The sequence below is a fragment of the Butyrivibrio sp. WCD2001 genome, assembly GCF_000424485.1.
Lineage (GTDB): Bacteria > Bacillota > Clostridia > Lachnospirales > Lachnospiraceae > Butyrivibrio.
Genome location: NZ_AUJZ01000001.1, coordinates 596469 through 615287, shown reverse-complemented (window position 1 = coordinate 615287; position 18819 = coordinate 596469). Strand labels below are relative to the sequence as shown.

11 protein-coding genes are annotated in these 18819 nt (G+C 42.7%); all 11 read left to right on the top strand.

Annotated elements, in window-relative coordinates:
• Positions 1-264 precede the first annotated feature (264 nt).
• Positions 265-1008 carry a Stp1/IreP family PP2C-type Ser/Thr phosphatase gene (locus G630_RS0102610; protein WP_022763393.1) on the top strand — a complete coding sequence of 248 codons (744 nt, stop codon included), beginning with the start codon at positions 265-267 and terminating at the stop codon, positions 1006-1008.
• Positions 1005-3020 carry a Stk1 family PASTA domain-containing Ser/Thr kinase gene (gene pknB, locus G630_RS0102605; protein ID WP_022763394.1) on the top strand — a complete coding sequence of 672 codons (2016 nt, stop codon included), beginning with the start codon at positions 1005-1007 and terminating at the stop codon, positions 3018-3020. The genes G630_RS0102610 and pknB overlap by 4 nt, the downstream gene beginning before the upstream one ends.
• Complete coding sequence (rsgA, locus tag G630_RS0102600; protein WP_026497653.1) at positions 3020-3928, top strand: ribosome small subunit-dependent GTPase A; 909 nt, start codon at positions 3020-3022, stop codon at positions 3926-3928. The genes pknB and rsgA overlap by 1 nt, the downstream gene beginning before the upstream one ends.
• Before the next feature lie 265 nt (positions 3929-4193).
• Entirely contained in the window at positions 4194-4808 is a 615-nt protein-coding gene (gene dhaL, locus G630_RS0102595; RefSeq protein WP_026497652.1) for a dihydroxyacetone kinase subunit DhaL, read from the top strand.
• 125 nt (positions 4809-4933) lie between these two features.
• A complete protein-coding gene (gene dhaM, locus G630_RS0102590; RefSeq protein ID WP_026497651.1) occupies positions 4934-5332 on the top strand; it encodes a dihydroxyacetone kinase phosphoryl donor subunit DhaM in 399 nt (132 codons plus the stop codon).
• A gap of 36 nt (positions 5333-5368) precedes the next feature.
• On the top strand, positions 5369-6364 hold the full coding sequence (gene dhaK / locus G630_RS0102585; protein WP_026497650.1) for a dihydroxyacetone kinase subunit DhaK: 996 nt from the start codon (positions 5369-5371) through the stop codon (positions 6362-6364).
• Positions 6365-6649: 285 nt separating this feature from the next.
• Positions 6650-10768 carry an endo-1,4-beta-xylanase gene (locus G630_RS25295; RefSeq protein ID WP_049946050.1) on the top strand — a complete coding sequence of 1373 codons (4119 nt, stop codon included), beginning with the start codon at positions 6650-6652 and terminating at the stop codon, positions 10766-10768.
• Positions 10769-10860: 92 nt separating this feature from the next.
• Entirely contained in the window at positions 10861-12246 is a 1386-nt protein-coding gene (locus G630_RS0102570) for a LamG-like jellyroll fold domain-containing protein (protein WP_026497649.1), read from the top strand.
• 194 nt (positions 12247-12440) lie between these two features.
• Complete coding sequence (locus G630_RS23245; protein ID WP_049946049.1) at positions 12441-13328, top strand: response regulator; 888 nt, start codon at positions 12441-12443, stop codon at positions 13326-13328.
• Positions 13329-13344: 16 nt separating this feature from the next.
• Positions 13345-15396 (top strand): hybrid sensor histidine kinase/response regulator, encoded by a 2052-nt coding sequence (locus G630_RS0102560; RefSeq protein WP_026497648.1) that lies wholly within the window; start codon positions 13345-13347, stop codon positions 15394-15396.
• Positions 15393-18800: a DegV family protein gene (locus tag G630_RS20425; RefSeq protein WP_049946048.1), complete on the top strand. Its 3408-nt coding sequence runs from the start codon at positions 15393-15395 to the stop codon at positions 18798-18800. Before G630_RS0102560 ends, G630_RS20425 begins: the two co-directional genes overlap by 4 nt.
• The last annotated feature ends 19 nt before the right edge of the window (positions 18801-18819 follow it).

Here is an 18819-nt window from a genome sequence, read left to right as displayed (position 1 = left end):
TGATAAATACAAAAAGCTGTTTCAAGGTTTTTCAAAACATAAGAAGGACAATGTGTGTCAGACCACGGTCGATTATGCGTAAGCAATGAGGCCGTGGAATGATATACATTGTCCTTCGTATTGTTGGGGAATATTGTCAAAATAGCTGTTTTGTGGTATATTTCTATATTGGCATAGGGTGTTTTTTTACGGAATTGTGAGAATACTTATGCCAAAAATTACTAAAGAATAATTACTCAAATTATTGAAAAATCGGAGGCATCCTTGCTTAAAACTTTTTCCATAACTGACGTAGGTCAGAAACGAAAACTGAATCAGGATTATGTATTTTCCTCCGACAGACGTATTGGAAATCTGTCAAATGTGTTTATTGTTGCCGATGGAATGGGCGGACATAACGCGGGAGATTACGCATCAAAGTTCACGGTTAATACCATGGTTGAGGAGATCGAGAGATCTTTTGAGCAGAACCCTGTGCGTATTCTGGAAAATGCCATTAAAAAAGCAAATCAAAAGCTTCGGGCTAAAGCCGCAGAAGACGAGCAGCTCTATGGGATGGGGACAACCGTTGTGGCTGCAACTGTCATGGGCAGATATCTGCAGGTTGCTAATGTGGGGGACAGCAGACTGTATGTTATCGGAGACGACATCAGACAGATAACCAGAGATCATTCACTTGTTCAGGAGATGGTACGCGCAGGCGGACTTGATCCCGAAGAGGCGCGCACACACAAAGAGAAGAATATCATCACCCGTGCTATTGGGGCTGATGATACTGTTGATGTGGACTTTTTTAATGTTGAGCTCGAGAAAGGGGATATCGTGCTCATGTGTTCCGACGGGCTGACAAATATGCTCGAGGATCAGGAAATCCGCATGATCGTGAGCGGTCAGAGAGATATTATAGAGAAGGCACAGAAGTTAGTGGATATGGCAAACCAGCATGGCGGTAAGGACAATATCGCTGTTATTCTGATTGAGCCTTTTGCTGACGGAGGAGCTGAATGATTAAGATAGGAATGATGATCGGAGACAGGTACGAGATCCTTGAAAAAATCGGGACCGGCGGCATGTCCGATGTTTACAGAGCAAAAGATCATAAATTAAACAGACCTGTGGCTGTTAAGGTCCTTAAGCAGGAATTTTCGGAGAATGATAATTTTGTTTCAAAATTCCGTGTTGAGGCCCAGGCTGCAGCCGGATTGATGCATCCCAATATTGTAAATGTTTACGACGTTGGTGATGAAAACGGCATCCATTACATTGTTATGGAGCTTGTTGATGGCATTACACTCAAGAGATATATTGAGAAAAAATCCAGACTGTCTGTTAAAGAGGCTGTAAGTATTGCAATCCAGGTTGCTATGGGACTTGAGGCGGCGCACAATAACCATATTATTCACCGCGATATTAAACCTCAGAACATTATAATTTCCAAGGAAGGTAAGGTTAAGGTAACTGACTTTGGAATTGCGAAGGCAGCAACGAGTAACACTATTACCTCTAATGTTATGGGATCTGTTCATTATACTTCTCCCGAGCAGGCAAGAGGCGGTTACTCAGATGCCAAGAGTGATGTTTATTCACTCGGTATAACCTTATTTGAGATGCTCACAGGCAGACTCCCTTTTAACGGAGACACAACTGTTGCCATTGCGATTAAGCATATACAGGAGGATTTGCCTTCACCTGCTGAGTTTAGTGATGAGATTCCGATAAGCGTTGAGAAGATTGTAATGAAGTGCTGCCAGAAGAGCCCTGACAGGAGATATCAAAGTGCAGCAGAGCTTATTACTGATCTCAAGAGATCACTTATCACTCCGGATGAAGATTTTGTTAATCTTGTAGACCCCGATGAGGAGAGTGCTACAAGAGTTGCGACAGAAGCCGAAGCAAAGAGTATAAACGGTATGACAGATACCGAGCAGATGAGACTCAATGCCGACGTTATGCGTGAATATGAGAATCAAAAGAGACGCGATCAGGACTATTCCGGACGCCGTGACAGTGACTATGACGATGATGAGGAACTTTACGGCAGAAGAGGCTATGGTGACAGTGAGAGAATCGAGAAACTTACAATTGCCCTTGCTATTATAGGTGCGGTTCTTGTTGGAATAATTGTAATAATCCTGGTTGGAAGGAGTATGGGTATTCTCGGTGGAGAAGAGTCTGGAGGACTTCAAACTGAGGCCATAAGCGGAGAATCCAATACCGGCGATGGAATACAGATTCCGAACGTTACAGGGCTATCCTATGTTGAAGCTATAACAACATTGAAAGATAAGAATTTTAAATATGAAAAGGTTGATGATGATACAAGCACGCTTGCAAAAAATACTGTTGTATCGCAGTCACCTGAAGCAAATTCCTATGCTGAGAGCGGTTCTGTTGTGAAAATAACAGTAAGTACCGGAAAGGGTGCTGAGGCATCCAATCAGGCGTCACAGTCGCAGACAGAGGACAGCGCTTCAAACGCATCAGATGTTGCTTCGACAGAAGCTTCTACATCTCAGATTGCTGTTCCCAATCTTGTGGGATTATCTATCGACGAAGCAATTGCGACACTTTCGGAAGCAGGTCTTGCACAGGGAAGAGTCGTTGATGTGAATAATGATACTTACGGAGTTGATGTTGTAACTGCACAGAGTAAGCCGGTTGGAACAATGGTTGATCCTGGAACTTCTATCGACATTGAGAAATCTATAGGGCCTACCAGTATTTCCTATAGCTATTCGGGAGATATTGCGGCTCCTACAGAGGGACAGAATTATACAGACGGAGTTTCTGTCCATGTATCTTTTGTGACTGCAGACGGAACATCACTTCTTGATACTACGACAGCTTCGTTCCCTATCACCGGAGTGGTTCGCACGGGGCTGACATCTGCGACAGGTGTTATAACATTTACTTATACAGCTACAAGTCCTGCAACAACCGATGAGAACGGCAATGTTATCGAAGGGCGTACAGAGGAGTGCACAGTAACAAGAGCTGTTACATTTACACAGGAGAATTGATGAAGGGAAGGATTGTTAAGGGAATAGCCGGATTTTATTATGTCAATATCGGAAGCGATTTTGTCTATGAATGCAAAGCAAAAGGTATTTTCAGAAAAGACGGTGTAAAGCCTCTCGTCGGAGATGATGTTGAAATAGAAATAATAGATGAAGAAAACTTTGTGGGCAATATCACTAAGATATTGCCCCGAAGAAATGAGCTTATAAGACCGCCGGTTGCCAATGTCGACCAGGCGGTTGTTCTGTTTGCAATTGTAAAGCCGGATCCTAACTATAACATTCTTGATAAGTTTCTGATCCAGATGCGAAGGAATGAACTGCCTGTAGTTATCTGTTTTAATAAGCAGGATATAGCTTCCGAAGAGGAGCAGCAGGAGCTTCGTGATACTTATGAAAAATGCGGTTATGAGGTTTTGTTTATCAGTGTTCATGAGGGTAACGGAATTGACGCACTGTGTGAAAAGTTGAGAGGGAAAACCTCTGTTGTAGCAGGACCGAGCGGTGTTGGAAAATCCTCTCTATTAAACAGACTGCATCCTGATGCCGATATGGAGACGGGTGAGCTTAGCCGCAAGATAGAGCGCGGGAGAAATACAACCAGACACTCGGAAATGTTTTTCATATCCGCACTTTCTGATGAAAATGAAAAAACCTACATTTTTGACACACCGGGATTTACTTCCCTTACGTTAAAAGATATAACTGCTGAGGAACTTCAGGCGTACTATCCGGAGTTTGAACCCTATGAGCCCGAGTGCAGATTCGGAGGTTGCAGCCATATTGCAGAACCTGACTGCGGTGTGAAAAAAGCCCTTGAAGAAGGAAAAATCTCAAAAGTTCGCTACGACAACTACCGAATAATATACGACGAACTCAAGAATATGAGACCGGTTTACAGAAAAAAATAAAGCCTTCCCTAGGGAGTTATATAATTAGCCTTCCCCTGGGGGCGCTCGACGTCCGGGGGACGTCGGTTCAGCGCGGACCGGAGTGGAACGGAGACAGGTGTCTGCGAAGCAGACGGATGAGGGGAAATGAGTAAGAGAATCTAAATACAGATTCTCTTTTTGATTTGTGTAAAATCAACAATAAATGTATGGAAAAATAAAAACAGTTTGTTATAATATACTACATAAGGGTTACATAAATTAATGCATCGGAGGGGAATTGGATATGGCAACAAGAGTGTACGAATGTCTTAAAAGTATTGGGGAAAAGATAATCGAAAATAAGGATTTCCTTACAGATCTCGACAGAGAAATCGGAGATGCTGACCATGGTGTGAACATGGCGAGAGGCTTTCAGGGAGTAATAGAGAAGGTCGCTCAGGATGATCCTGACATAGGTGCAGTCCTGAAAAAGACCGGAATGACGCTGCTTTCAACAGTAGGCGGAGCATCCGGTCCTCTTTATGGCACAGCTTATATGGAGGCCGCTAAGGTATTTGCGGGTAAGAATGAAGTAACCGCAGAGGATTTTCTTGCCGGACTGGATGCTGCTATTGCGGGCATTCAAAAGAGAGGTAAGGCAGAAAAGGGTGAAAAAACTATGCTTGATGCGCTTATTCCTGCAAGAGATGCATACGCGAGTGCTCTTGAGGGCGGAGCGGATATAAAATCAGCCCTTGATGCTGCATGCAAGGCTGCAAATGAAGGAATCGAATTTACCAAGACAATCGCTGCTACCAAAGGAAGAGCCAGCTACCTTGGTGACAGAAGCATAGGACACCAGGATCCCGGCGCTACCTCTGCCACCATGACACTTGAAGTGATTCGTGATTTTATTTGATGTAAATAATTATGCCTTCCCCTGGGGGCGCTCGACGTCCGGGGGACGTCGGTTCAGCGCGGACCGGAGTGGAACGGAGACAGGTGTCTGCGAAGCAGACGGATGAGGGGGTGGAGGTAAAAAACATGGTAGGACTCGTATTGGTATCACACAGCTGGAAAATAGCGGAAGGCATTAAGGATCTCACAGATCAGGTTGCACCTACGCACAAGGGGATTATATGCGCGGGTGGTCTTGAGGACAAAAGCATTGGAACCGACGCGGTTCGTATCTCAGAGGCTGTAAAGCAGGCTGATGACGGCGACGGTGTTGTTTTACTTGCTGATCTCGGAAGCGGGGTTATGAGTGCTGAGACGGCAATAGAACTTCTTGAGGACGAAAACATAAACGTAAAGCTTGCGGATGCTCCCATTGTGGAGGGCGCCATTGCAGCAGCGGTAACTGCAGCAATTGGAAGCACAATGGAACAGGTCGTTGCCGCAGCGGAGCAAACCCGCGAGGTGAACAAGGTATTGGGAGATTGATAAGGCATTGGCCTTAAAATAAAAAGGAGGGTAGCAATGAAAAAACTTATTAATGGGGTCGACAATATTGTTGACGAGATGCTCGAAGGTATGGTTGCGGCATACCCGAACTATGTTAAGCGTCTTGATGGATTTGATGTTCTCGTAAGAGCAGGCGGATCCAAGGGTAAGGTTGCACTTGTGTCCGGAGGAGGAAGCGGACATGAGCCTGCACACGGCGGTTATGTCGGAAAAGGAATGCTCGACGGAGCAATTGCCGGTGCGGTATTCACGTCTCCCACACCTGATCAGGTATTTGAAGCTATCAAGGCAGCTGATGGTGGAAAGGGCGTTCTTCTGGTAATCAAGAATTATACCGGCGATGTTATGAACTTCGAGATGGCTGCTGATATGGCTCGCGATGAAGGTATTGAAGTTGATCAGGTTATTACTGCAGATGATGTTGCTGTTGAGAACAGTACCTGGACAACAGGAAGACGCGGAATAGCAGGAACAATTTTTGTTCACAAGATTGCAGGTGCATGTGCTGAGGCAGGTGGAGATCTTGCCGAGGTTAAGCGCATAGCTGAGAAAGTAATAGAGAATGTAAGATCAATGGGTATGGCTATTGATGCCTGCACAGTTCCTGCAGCAGGGAAGCCCAGCTTTGATCTTGCAGAGGATGAGATTGAGATCGGAATCGGAATTCACGGTGAACCCGGCGTAAACCGTGAGAAGATAAGCACTGTTAATGAGATAGCAGACAAGCTTCTTGATAAGATTTTTGCTGAAGAAATCTATAATTCAGGCGATGAAGTTGCTGTTATGGTTAACGGAATGGGCGGAACTCCTCTTATGGAGCTCTTTGTTGCGAACAAGCATGTTAAGGAAGTTCTTGATGGAAAAGGAATCAAGATTCACAAGACTCTTGTAGGAAACTACATGACTTCTCTTGATATGGAAGGCTTCTCAATCACCCTTCTCAAGGTCGATGATGAACTCAAAAAGCTTATTGATGCTCCTGCTGATACTCCTGCATTTGTACAGGTATAAAATGTTTAATCAGCATTTTAGCAAATAATGAAAAAGAAAAATAAAAAGTAAACGGACAGCTCCGAGAATAATATCCCGGAGCTGTTTTTATGCTTAATTCTAGATTGTGATTATTTTACACATAATAAAAATACAAACAGGAATTATTTATTAAAAATATACAAAAAAATTGTGCTTTCTCGCAATAAGTGCTTACCAAAGTGCAATAATTGATAAGTGACTACTATCAATTATTGCTAAAATGATTTTGCTCGAGCATAGAAAACACATAAGAAAGGGGAAGCAATGAAAAAGCACTTAACGTTTTTATTGTCTCTTATGATGGTTGGGGGGCTTATCATAGGGAATGCAACAAATTCGTTAGCTGCCGAAGTAGTGGGAGGAACTTATGTTAAAGGGGATAATGAGAATAACCCTGTAGTTACTCAGAACTACGGCGCAGATCCCGGAGTGTTGGTTTACAATGATGAAGTTTTCATCTATGCAACCAATGACTCACAGGAACTCGCTGGCAACAACGAGAATACCTATGCTAAGATTGACACTTTAAATTGTTATTCATCAAAGGATCTGGTTAACTGGACAGATCACGGCAGTTTCAAGATTGCCGGTTCAAGCGGAGCAGCAAAGTGGGCTAAAAACTCATGGGCTCCTTGTATTGCATGTAAGAAAATTAACGGTAAAGACAAATTCTTCCTTTATTTTGCAAATAATGGAAGCGGCATCGGAGTATTAACTGCTGACAGCCCGACAGGACCATGGAAGGATCCTATCGGAAAGGCACTTATTACAGGTTCTACACCCGGCTGCAGCGGTGTTACATGGATGTTTGATCCTGCTGTTTTAGTTGATTCCGACGGAACAGGCTACCTCTATTTTGGTGGCGGCATACCAAACAATCAGTATGCACATCCCAAGACGGCAAGAGTTATCAAGCTTGGCGCAGACATGACCAGCGTTTCAGGCTCAGCTTCAACAATTGATGCACCTTACCTCTTCGAGGATTCCGGAATTAATAAAATCGGAAATACATATTACTACTCATACTGCTCAAACTGGAACTGCTCAGGCGGCTTCAACAATGCAGCTATCGAGTATATGACAAGTAGCAGCCCTATGGGACCTTATACCTATCAGGGCGAAGTAATGAAGAATCCCGGCGTATTCTTCAATGGTTCTACAGGTAATAATCACCACCAGATTTTTGAGTTTGGCGGTCAGTATTATCTTGCTTATCACACAAGATCTGTTGAGTCTAAGGTTATCGGAAAGAGCCTTGGCTACAGAACTACACAGATTGATAAGCTCAATGTTTCAAACGGTAAGATCAGCTCACTCACACCTACTATGAGTGGTGTATCTCAGACTTCTTATGTTGATCCTTACTCAGCAGTGCAGGCTGAGACAATCTTCACTCAGTGTGGTATTGGCGTTTCCGGTAACGGAGAGGGCGCTGCTTGGGTTGATAACATTTCTAACGGTGATTACACAAAGGTTAAGGGAGTTAACTTCTCTAAGGGCCTTAGCTCAATCACGGTTAGTGTTAACAGTAGAGGAAACGGTACGATCCAGGTTAGAGAGAACAGCCCCAGTGGTAATCTCCTTGGAACAATTAACCTTTCCAATACTAATAACAAAAATACTGAATTCACAGGCACAATGAAGAACGTGTCAGGTGTAAAGAACATCTGCTTCGTATTCAACGGAAGCTTTGAATTCGACTACTGGAAAGCTGCAGGCACCGGCGAGACCGCAGGTGGAAATGAAGGCGGCAACCTGGGCGGAAACCAGGGCACAGAAGAAACCGGTAATCAGGGCGGCAATGAGACTGCTCAGACAAACAATAACAAAGTTGAGTGCGAGAATATGACCAAGAGCGGTCAGTATACAGGCACTATCAGCAGTCCGTTCAGCGGCGTTGCACTTTATGGCAACAATGATACCGTAAGCTTTGATCAGTACTTCGCATATGATACACATAACTTTACTCTTCGCGGCTGTTCAAATAACAGCAACATGGCTAAGGTTGTTCTTAAGATTGGCGGAGAGACAAAGGGTACCTTCTACTATGGTGATGAGTATCCTGCAGAGTACACAATTGAAAATGTAACTCATGCTACAGGAGCTACTACTGTAGAACTTACAATTACATCAGATGATGGTACATGGGATGCTTATCTTGATTACCTTACATGGGATACCGGTTCAGGTCAGTCTCAGGGCGGTAACCAGGGTGGCAGCCAAGGTGGAAACCAGGGCGGCAATCAGGGACAGGCTCTGAATCCTTCAGATCTGACTCTTCTTAACACCTACGGTCAGACCTTCGGTTATTCAGGAACCTGCATCAATCTCTATCAGCTTAGAGATGCTAATACACTCGAGCTTATTAAGAAGAATTACAACAGCATAACTCTTGAAAACGAGATGAAGCCTGATGCGCTTCTTGGCGGATCTGCACGACTTATCTCTGTTGCTGACGCTAAGAATCTCGGTTATTACATTCCTGATAATTACAGAGAATCTTATGTACCGCAGATTAACTTCAGTACAGTTGATGAAGTTATGAAGATTTGTTACCAGAACGGTCTTAGAATGAGAGCACATACTCTTGTATGGCATTCACAGACTCCTTCATGGTTCTTCAGAAGCAACTTCTCAGGAAATGCCGGCTTTGTGAATCAGTCCACAATGGATGCTCGTCTTGAGATGTATGTGAAGACTGTGATGAACCATGTATATCTTAGTGAGTACGGTAGTGTTGTTTATGCATGGGATATTGCAAACGAAGTAATGCATGCACAGAATTCCGGATGGGAAGCTGTTTACGGAAACAACAGAACAAATGCTTCTTATGTAAAGAAGGCATTCACATATGCATATCAGACACTTGATTACTTCAACCTCACTGATTCTGTAAGCTTGTTCTACAATGATTACAATACATATCAGGAAGTTGATAAGATCATAACACTTGTAAACTACATCAATTCAGATCAGAAGATGTGCTCAGGTGTAGGTATGCAGTCACACCTTGGCACAAATTATCCTTCTGTGGACTTCTATATTTCGGCTCTTAAGTCATTCCTTAATGCGGGCTTTGAAGTACAGATCACAGAGATGGATATAACAAACAACGGTGACAATGATCTTTCCAATTACGTATACAATCTTTATAAGAATATTAACTCTCTTAAGAAGAATGGCGGTAAGATCACAAGTATCACATGGTGGGGACTCTCAGATCAGGTTACATGGATTAATAACGCGAAGCCGCTTCTGTTCAGCACACCTACATCCAAGAAGCCCGCTTATGATAAGGTAATCCAGGCTTATACAGAGACTTTCGGCACACCTACATCAGGCTATACACCTGAGCCTTTGCCGACACCTCACCCTTCAGATGATCCTCAGAATGATGACCCTCAGAACGATGATCCTCAGAATGAAGAACCTGCACAGGAAGAACCTCAGGTAGAAGAGCCTCAGGGCGATACTCATGACAATGCTTACATCGAAGATGGCTGGTATTATGTAAAGAACTATCTGTCTCAGAAGTATCTTACAGTTGAGGGTAATTCAGCTGACGGATGGGTAAATGTATGCATAAGCAACGGCACCGGTGTGGACGGTCAGAAGTGGTATGTAACCAATACAAATGACGGATACATCAACCTCACAAGCGCACTTGGCAGCGTTATGCTCGATGTTGCTAACGGCGAGAACGAGGATGGAACAAACGTTGGTATTTATCAGGGTTACGGCGGAAATGCTCAGAAGTTTGTTGTAAAGCAGACAGACAATGATGGCTATTATACAATTGCCACAAAGAGCTCTGATGAGACAAAGGTTCTTGATGTTTACAAGAAAAAGACAGATGACGGAACAAATGTATGTCAGTGGTCTTATAACGGCGGAACAAACCAGCTTTGGCAGTTTGAGAAGGTTGGCGGAAACGGACAGAGTCAGCAGGGCAGTACTGAAGAGGAACAGCCAAATGAAGATCCTCAGACAGTAGAGCCGCAGCCTACACCTGCTCAGCCCGATCCTGAACCGGTAGAGGAGCCCACACAGGAAGAACCTACACAGGAAGATCCTGCTCCGGCACCTGTAGCAGACGGCCTTGATCTCCAGTATTCAATCAACAGCTGGGGAAGCGGATATCAGGTAAGCTTTAAGGTTACCAATAATTCATCCAGTGATGTAAATTCCTGGACACTTAAGCTCAACAAGAATGATATCAATATCGGTAATGCATGGAATGTTAATATCGATGAAGACGGTGATTATTATGTAATCACACCTGTTGGCTGGAATGCATATCTTTCAAGCGGACAGAGCACAGAGTTCGGTATTCTTGGTGATGGACAGATTGGTGATTCCATCCGCTACAGCATACAGAACTAAGAAAACGGATATATGTTTTCCTCCCTAAAGGAAATATATCAAGAGAAGGCCTTTCTCCCAAAAAAAGGAGAAGGGCCTTTTTGCATGTATAAATGAAACACGGAACAGTTATCGGCATTACTGATGCAGAATACAAAGCTGCTGTTGAAAAATGGGGAATCGATACAGAGGAAGAGGATACCTTTGAAACAACGCTTTCAGAGGCTGCTATTGCGCATTTCACCTTTGATGATAAAGAAAAAGGCTTTGCAGGAAAAGGTGCTGTAGCCAAAGTAAATAATGGCTATGATGCGGTAGAGCACGGAGATGGCAAGGCTGTTAAGCTTAACAAAGCAGATAAGCAGTATCTGACTCTTACAAAAGAGGATGGATCATCACTTCTTTCAGGCCTTAAGTCCTTTAGCGTAAACTATTGGAGTAATTCTGAGGTTAAGAATGAGACACAATGGCTCTTCTATGCGGCAGAAACAACGGATGCACCAAAGAATAATTATGAGAAATACATTGGCGTTATAGATCCGCTGTCGAATGATAGTAAGCTTCATGTTGAGAGATATAAAAACAGAGGTGTAAGAAGTGAGGCAAATATTGCTGATATCAGTGCATTTAACAACGAATGGAAGATGGTAACCGTAGTATTCTACAAAAAATACACGGAACTCTATGTCAACGGTGAACTCGTAAGTACAGTAGCTGCAACGGCAAGAACTGATCAGATTCTCGGAAAGAACGCTGTAACACAGATTGGTAAGGCCAACTGGGGAGGCGGAGAATACACAACTGCCATGGTTGATGATTTCAGCCTGTTTAACAGACCTGTTTCCGCAGAGGAAGTAAAGGCTTTATATGAAGGAACAGCAAAACTGGAAGGTTCAAATGAAAACGAGAATCCTTCAGGAGAAGAGGATCCTTCAGGCGAAGAGAAGCCTTCTGAAGAGAAGCCTTCCGAAGAAAAGCCTTCAGAAGAAGCACCCGCTGATAAGCCGGAGACAAAAACTGAGTCAGAGCCTGAAACCAAGCCTGAAACATCTGAGAGCGGACAGGCAGTTCAGACTGAAACAACAACTCCTAAGGTTGAGGGATCAGATGATACTGCTATATCGGATAATTCCTCAGAGGAGACAATCCCTTCAGTATCAGGAAAAATTAAAAAGATCAAGAAGGGCAAGAATAAGGGTAAGTACCAGCTTGTTCTTAAGGAAGGCGGTGTAGCAAAGGGACTTGTAACCTTCAAGGGCAAGAAATACTTCTTTGATAAGAAGGGATTTGCAAATAAGGGCTTCCACAAGGTTGATGGTAAGAAGTACTACACTGATGCAAAGGGTAAGGTTTATACCGGTTTTAAGAAGATTGGCGGTGCAAAGTACTACTTTGACAAGGATGGAGTGATGCAGACCGGAAAAGTCAAAATAGGAAAGAAAACCTATCATTTTGCCAAGAACGGTAAACTACAGAAGATTACTAAAGAAAAGAAATAATGTTTTAAGCACAAAGTGCCGGTTTCTCGTGAACCGGCACTTTCTTTGTTTATGAAAATTTATAAAAATTTTATCAACTATACAAAAATGTCATGCTTATAGAAACGTGGGATACTATATAATTTTATTATGGAGTAAGTGTATTACCAAGACCTGAAAGTAGTATTAGATGATTTTTGGGCGGAGGGATATAAATGAGCAAGATTGAAAAGAGTGTTGTTTTTCTGATGGAAAAATCCAGCATTGTTATAAGCGGGCTGGAAAAGAAAATCAAAGCGGAACGTTTCGAAACAATTTCTATAGTTGAAGATTTTGATAAAATAGATAACTGCGTCAGGGATGCAGCTGTTTTTGTTGTTTATAATCCACAGGACATTCTTGATGTTAAAAATGGTAAGAAAAACATGATACTGATAAAAGACCAGGTCAAGGATCACGATTGCAATATGATCTTTATAGCAGAAGCCGGCGATAAGGAGAAAATGCTTCGTGAGTTTCCTGAGCTTGTTTCATACAGATGGATGATTCGTCCTGTAGAACCGGAAGCTTTTGTTCTGGCTGTTGAAGAAGAGATGACAGACTATATGAAAAGACTTGATAAAAAAGTCAAGGAACAGCAGGCTGCCGAAGAAAGAGCACAAAACGGTGAGAGTGAAGAGGCTGTACTGGGTGATGACAGAGATGCCGTTATGATGCTAAATGAAGCAGAACAGGATGTCAGAAAGAAAATTCTTATAGTTGATGATGATCCCTCATATGCGGGAATGGTAAAGTCCTGGATTAAGGATAAATATAAAACCGATGTAGTGACTGCCGGAATGCAGGCAATCACATTCCTTTTGAAGAAGCCGGTAGATCTTATTCTTCTGGATTACGAAATGCCGGTTGTGGATGGACCGCAGGTGCTTCAGATGCTGAGGCAGGAGCCTGCAACAAAAGACATACCCGTAGTGTTCCTTACGGGAGTGAGCTCCAGGGAAGGTGTTAAGCGTGTAATGGAGCTTAAGCCATCAGGGTATATTCTGAAATCCACAACAAGTGAGAATCTTCTTGCCATTCTGGAAGAAAAGCTAAGGAGTTGATTCGAGAGGTAAATGCATGGACCGAAAAAGCAATAATATATATATTATCTCATTGGTTTCAATATCCTGCATTGCAATGCTCTTTGAGGGTATAGCGCTTGGGTGGGAGTTTTGGGTTCCACCTCTTATTGTTATCGGAACTGTAGCTTTATGGGTCATGCATATTACCGAGAAACCTGAGGAAAGCATACGTGAAGTCTGCTATCTTCTTTATGCGATGATGGCAGTCTTTTTTCATGGTGTTCATGAGACAAGTTATGTAGATATAGCAATCGTCGTTTGTTTTGTGATGGTAGCTTATTCCCTTTTGGACCGCATTTACATGATGAACTTACTTCTTGCGGAGTATGTTTTTTTATTTTTGATACAGATTTGGCTCGGAATAATCGGGACCACAGTGGTCTTTGATTTCCTTACAATATCCAGAACACTGCTCCATTTTGTTGCTGTTCTTTACGTTTATACCGGCTGCCGTAAATCCATACATGGAAGACTGGAAATGAAAGAGCTGCTGGAGCTGAAAGATGATTATATCGATGCATATGACCGCGATATCGAGGACTTTCTGTCCAATATTTCCCATGAGCTTCGAACGCCTGTAAATGTTGTTAACGGAATGTCTGAGCTTATATTGAAAAGAGGCCAGTCAAGAGATGCAGAGGCAATCAAAGAGGCAGGAGTACGTCTGTCCAGTCAGATTGAGGATATTCAGGACTACACCGAAACCAGAAGAAGCGCGATGATTCTCGAAGAAGAAAACTATATGAGTACGTCGCTTATAAATGACGTGGTAACCAGTTTCCGCATGGAAGCAGATAATACAGATCTTGAACTCATAGTTGATATGTCACCCGACGTTCCGACTATGATGTGTGGTGATGTAAAAAAGCTCCATAAAATATTCCACCATCTCTTGGGAAATGCCCTGAAATTCACAAGGCAGGGCGGAATCTTCGTCAGACTTTTTTCGGAAAAGATGGACTACGGTGTAAATCTGTGCATCGAGGTTACGGATACCGGAATCGGAATGAGTCGTAAAGCAATTGCGACAGCATCCAACGGATTGTACCAGGCAAATAAGAAAAGAAACAGAAGTTCAGGCGGTGTGGGCCTTGGACTGTCAATAGTATACGGATTTGTCCACAGAATGGACGGATTTGTGAAAATCGAGAGCGACATCGGAAAAGGTACTACCGTCAGAGTCACTATTCCTCAGAAAGTAGTGGATGCAACACCATGTCTGAAAATAGATGATTCCTTTAGCGGTGATATTTTGTTCCATGTAAGATCTGATAAGTACCTTGTAGCGAAGGTGCGCGATTTTTACCGTGCAATGGCTACTAATCTTGCGGCAGGCATTCACGTGCCGCTTTATCCTGCTGAAACAATACATGATATTGAGAGGCTCAGGCAAAAGCTTAACGTGACATTCATTTTTATGGGGCAGGAGGAATATCTGGAGAATTCTGAATATTTTGATGAACTTAGTAAAGGCGATGTAGTTATTGCCGTATCCGCAGATCATGGCTTTAAGACAAATCCCGGAAGCCGCGTAATGATAATGCCTAAGCCTCTTTATGCGTATCCTGTTGTTAAAATCCTAAACGAGGGACTTAATGCTGAAGACATCGAGCTTATTGATTCGGTTGAGCGTCCGAACATAAGCGGCCTTAAAGCGCTCGTTGTAGACGATGAGCCGATGAATTTGGTTGTGGCAACCGGCCTGTTTGAAGACTATGGAATGGTCATAGAAACTGCAAAAAGCGGTAAAGAAGCTATTACTAAATTCAAAAATAATGATTATGACATAGTATTTATGGATCATATGATGCCTGAAATGGATGGCGTTGAGGCTATGCATCGAATTAAATTTGCTGCGGAAGAAAAAGGCAGAACAATTACTGTAATAGCACTTACAGCCAATGTGGTTTCCGGAGCAAGAGAAATGTTCGCTAATGAGGGCTTCGATGGTTTTGTAGGAAAACCCATCAATCTTATTGAGTTTGAACGCGTAATGTCACGTGTCCTTTCCCGGACGGGATCTACCGAGGGAGGTGCTAAGCAATGACATTTTTTAAGAAGATAAAGAAACTGTTTTCAATGATAAGTGATACTGAGCGCAATTTTTCAGAGAGAATCTTTGTGCTTCTTACGATAATTTCCGATATTGCTGTAGCTATGGCACTTATCGCGGATATTATTATCGGTGAAAACATATACGAGATAATTATTCTGACAGCCACTATCATATTAGTTCCGGCTGTAACCTTTTCATGCCTTTATAGGAACAAAATTCAGATTGCAATCAGACTTATAATTATCGGTTTGGTATTTGCCATTCTGCCCGGAATATTTTTCTTTGGCGGCGGCGTTGAAGGCGGAGGTGTCCTTTGGATTATTTTTGCTTTCATGTACGTGGGACTTGTAATATCCGGTATATGGCGAGTTATAATGCTGACACTTTTGTTTATTCTTTCACTTTTATGTTATCTTGTGGAGTATTTCCACCCGGAACTGGTTCCGCAGCATAGCCGGGCAATGTTCTATATGGATTCATTCCTTTCACTGATACTGGTCAGCCTTGTCTGCTTTGTCATGGTCTTATTCCAGAACAGGATGTTTAACCAGGAAAATGAGAGGGCACGAAAGGAAGCAGAGAGAGCAGAGGAATTAAACCGGTCACAGAATCGCTTCTTTTCAAGTATGAGCCATGAGATCCGGACTCCTATAAATTCCATTCTTGGCTTAAATGAGCTGATTCTCAGAGAAGAAAATATATCCGATGAAGTAGTAAAGGATGCAACAGGTATTCAGGGTGCGGGAAAGATGCTGCTTGCACTTATAAATGATATTTTGGACTTTTCCAAGATGGAAGCCGGCAGTATGGATATCGTCCAGGTAGATTACAGGGTGGGCGATATGATGTCAGAGATTGTAAATATGGTCTGGCTTCGCGCTCAGGAAAAAGGCTTAAAAATGGATGTCAGTGTAGACCCCGGTGTGCCGAGTGTCCTTTACGGTGATGAAGTGCGCATAAAGCAGATTCTTATCAATCTGTTAAATAATGCAGTCAAATATACAAAGGAAGGATCTGTTGGACTGCATATAGAGAGCGAAGTAGCCGGTGATGATTTTGTAATGCTTCGCATCTCTGTAACTGATACGGGAATGGGTATAAAAAAAGATGCCATACCTTATCTTTTTGATGCTTTCAAGCGAGTTGATGAAGAGAAAAACAGACATATAGAAGGTACGGGATTGGGTCTTAGTATCGTAAAACAGCTTGTGGAGCTCATGAACGGAACCATATCCGTTAACAGTGTTTATGGTGAAGGCACTACCTTTAATGTAATGCTCAAGCAGGGAGTATCCGATTCCTCAGCTATTGGAGAACTGAGTATTCAGAATTTCGGTAAGGTTAAAAAGCATGCTTACGAAAGCCGCTTTACCGCTCCGGATGCTTGTGTACTTATAGTAGATGATAATATTATGAACCTCGAAGTTGAGAAAAAGCTTCTTCTTGGTACAAAAATGCGCGTAGATACTGCAATCAGCGGTAAGGATGCGCTTGAAGCGACATTAAAGACACACTACGATGTTATTCTTATGGATCATCTGATGCCTGAAATGGATGGTATAGAATGCCTGAAAGGAATTCGTTCGCAGGTTGGTGGTCTTAATCAGATGACCTCCGTTGTTGTTTTAACTGCAAATGCCGGAAGCGAAAACAAGGAGCTCTACAATCATTCGGGATTTGATGGGTATCTTATAAAGCCCATATCCGGCGATGCTCTTGAAGAGACGCTCATTCATCATATTCCGACTGAAAAACTGAATATCAAAAATCGTGCTCAGCGTATGGAGGGAAGCACAAATGCTACTGCGGGGTATAGCAGAAAAGCACCGGTTATTATCGGAACCAGCAGTATGTGTGATTTGCCAGATGTGGTGATGCGTGATCCCAGACTTCCGATACTTCCGTTTGTTATTAAGACAGAGGATGGCATTTTCAAGGATGGTATACAGATCGGTGCTGATGAGCTTGTAAAATATATTAAAAGTGGTAAAAAAGCACTTTCATCACCTCCTGAAACCCTGGAATACACGGAATTCTTTGCGGACCAGTTGCGTTCAGCACATCACATGATATATATCGCGCTTACTACCAGCATGAGCGATGATTATTACAGAGCTATGGAGGCTTCAAAAGCTTTTGATAATGTGACGGTAATCAATTCAGAATCACTTTCCAGTACACTTGGAATACTTGTGCTTATAGCAATTAAACTCGCACAAAGGGATACACCGGTAGAAGAGATTGTAGCCGAACTTGAGTATGTAAAGAAAAGGCTTAAGTGCAGCTTTATTGTTGACAGCACTGATTTCATGATGCGTAACGGCCGTATAAGTGCCGGTATGAACAGAGTGGCAGAATCTATGAGCATCAGACCCTGCCTTAAAATCAAGGATGATCTGACGGGAATAGGCGGACTTATGATAGGAAACAGATGGACTGCATACAAAAGCTATATCAGAAGAGCCTTCCCGGTTGATCAGATTCCGGATTCCGACGTTGTATTTATTACCTATGTTGACCTTGATGAAGATACACTTCTTAGAATCAAGAAGGAAATCAGTCGCTTTGCTTATTTCGAAAATGTGGTATTCCAACAGGCTTCTGCTGCAATTTCTTCAAACTGCGGCCCCGGCTCTTTTGGTATTCTGTATTTTATTAAGGGTAATAAATCTTATAATGTTTCATCCATACTTCCGGTAGATATGGATGATGGCATTATGAATGATATTGAAGAGCAGGCAGCCACTAACACAGGTGCCGAAAGCACCGCGAAAGGAGCGTATACAGCTGAGAGTGATGAGCCCGCCTGGTATGAGAGCCTTGAAGGGATAGATGGAGAAATTGCTATACAAAACAGCGGTTCCGAGGATTCCTTTAAAATGGTATTGAAAATATTCTATGATTCCATAGATGAAAGATCAGAAGAATTAAAGAATGCATTTGAAGGTGAGGACTGGCAAAACTTCACGATTAAAATACATGCATTAAAGAGTTCTTCTAAGCTGGTTGGGGCCATGGAACTGTCAAAGAAGGCGGAAGCCCTTGAGATGGCAGGGAAAGAAGGAAACATAGAATTTATACGTGATAACTACGAAGATTTTATGGAAAAGTATCTGGGATATACCAATATACTTTCACCGCTTTATGAAAGCAAGGAAAGCAGCAGTGATGCCGGCGAGACAAAGCCGATGGCGGATGCTTTCCTTATGGAGAGTGTTTATGAGGCCGTTGCGGAAGCTGCAGATAATATGGACAGCGACGCCATAGAAGAGGCGCTTTTGGAACTTTCTGATTATGACGTGCCTGATGAGGATAAAGATAAAATTGCTGAGATAAAAAAATTTGCTTCGAAGTATGACTATGATGGAATCACAAATCTGATTAATCCTCAGTAATTGAAAGGATCTGTAAATT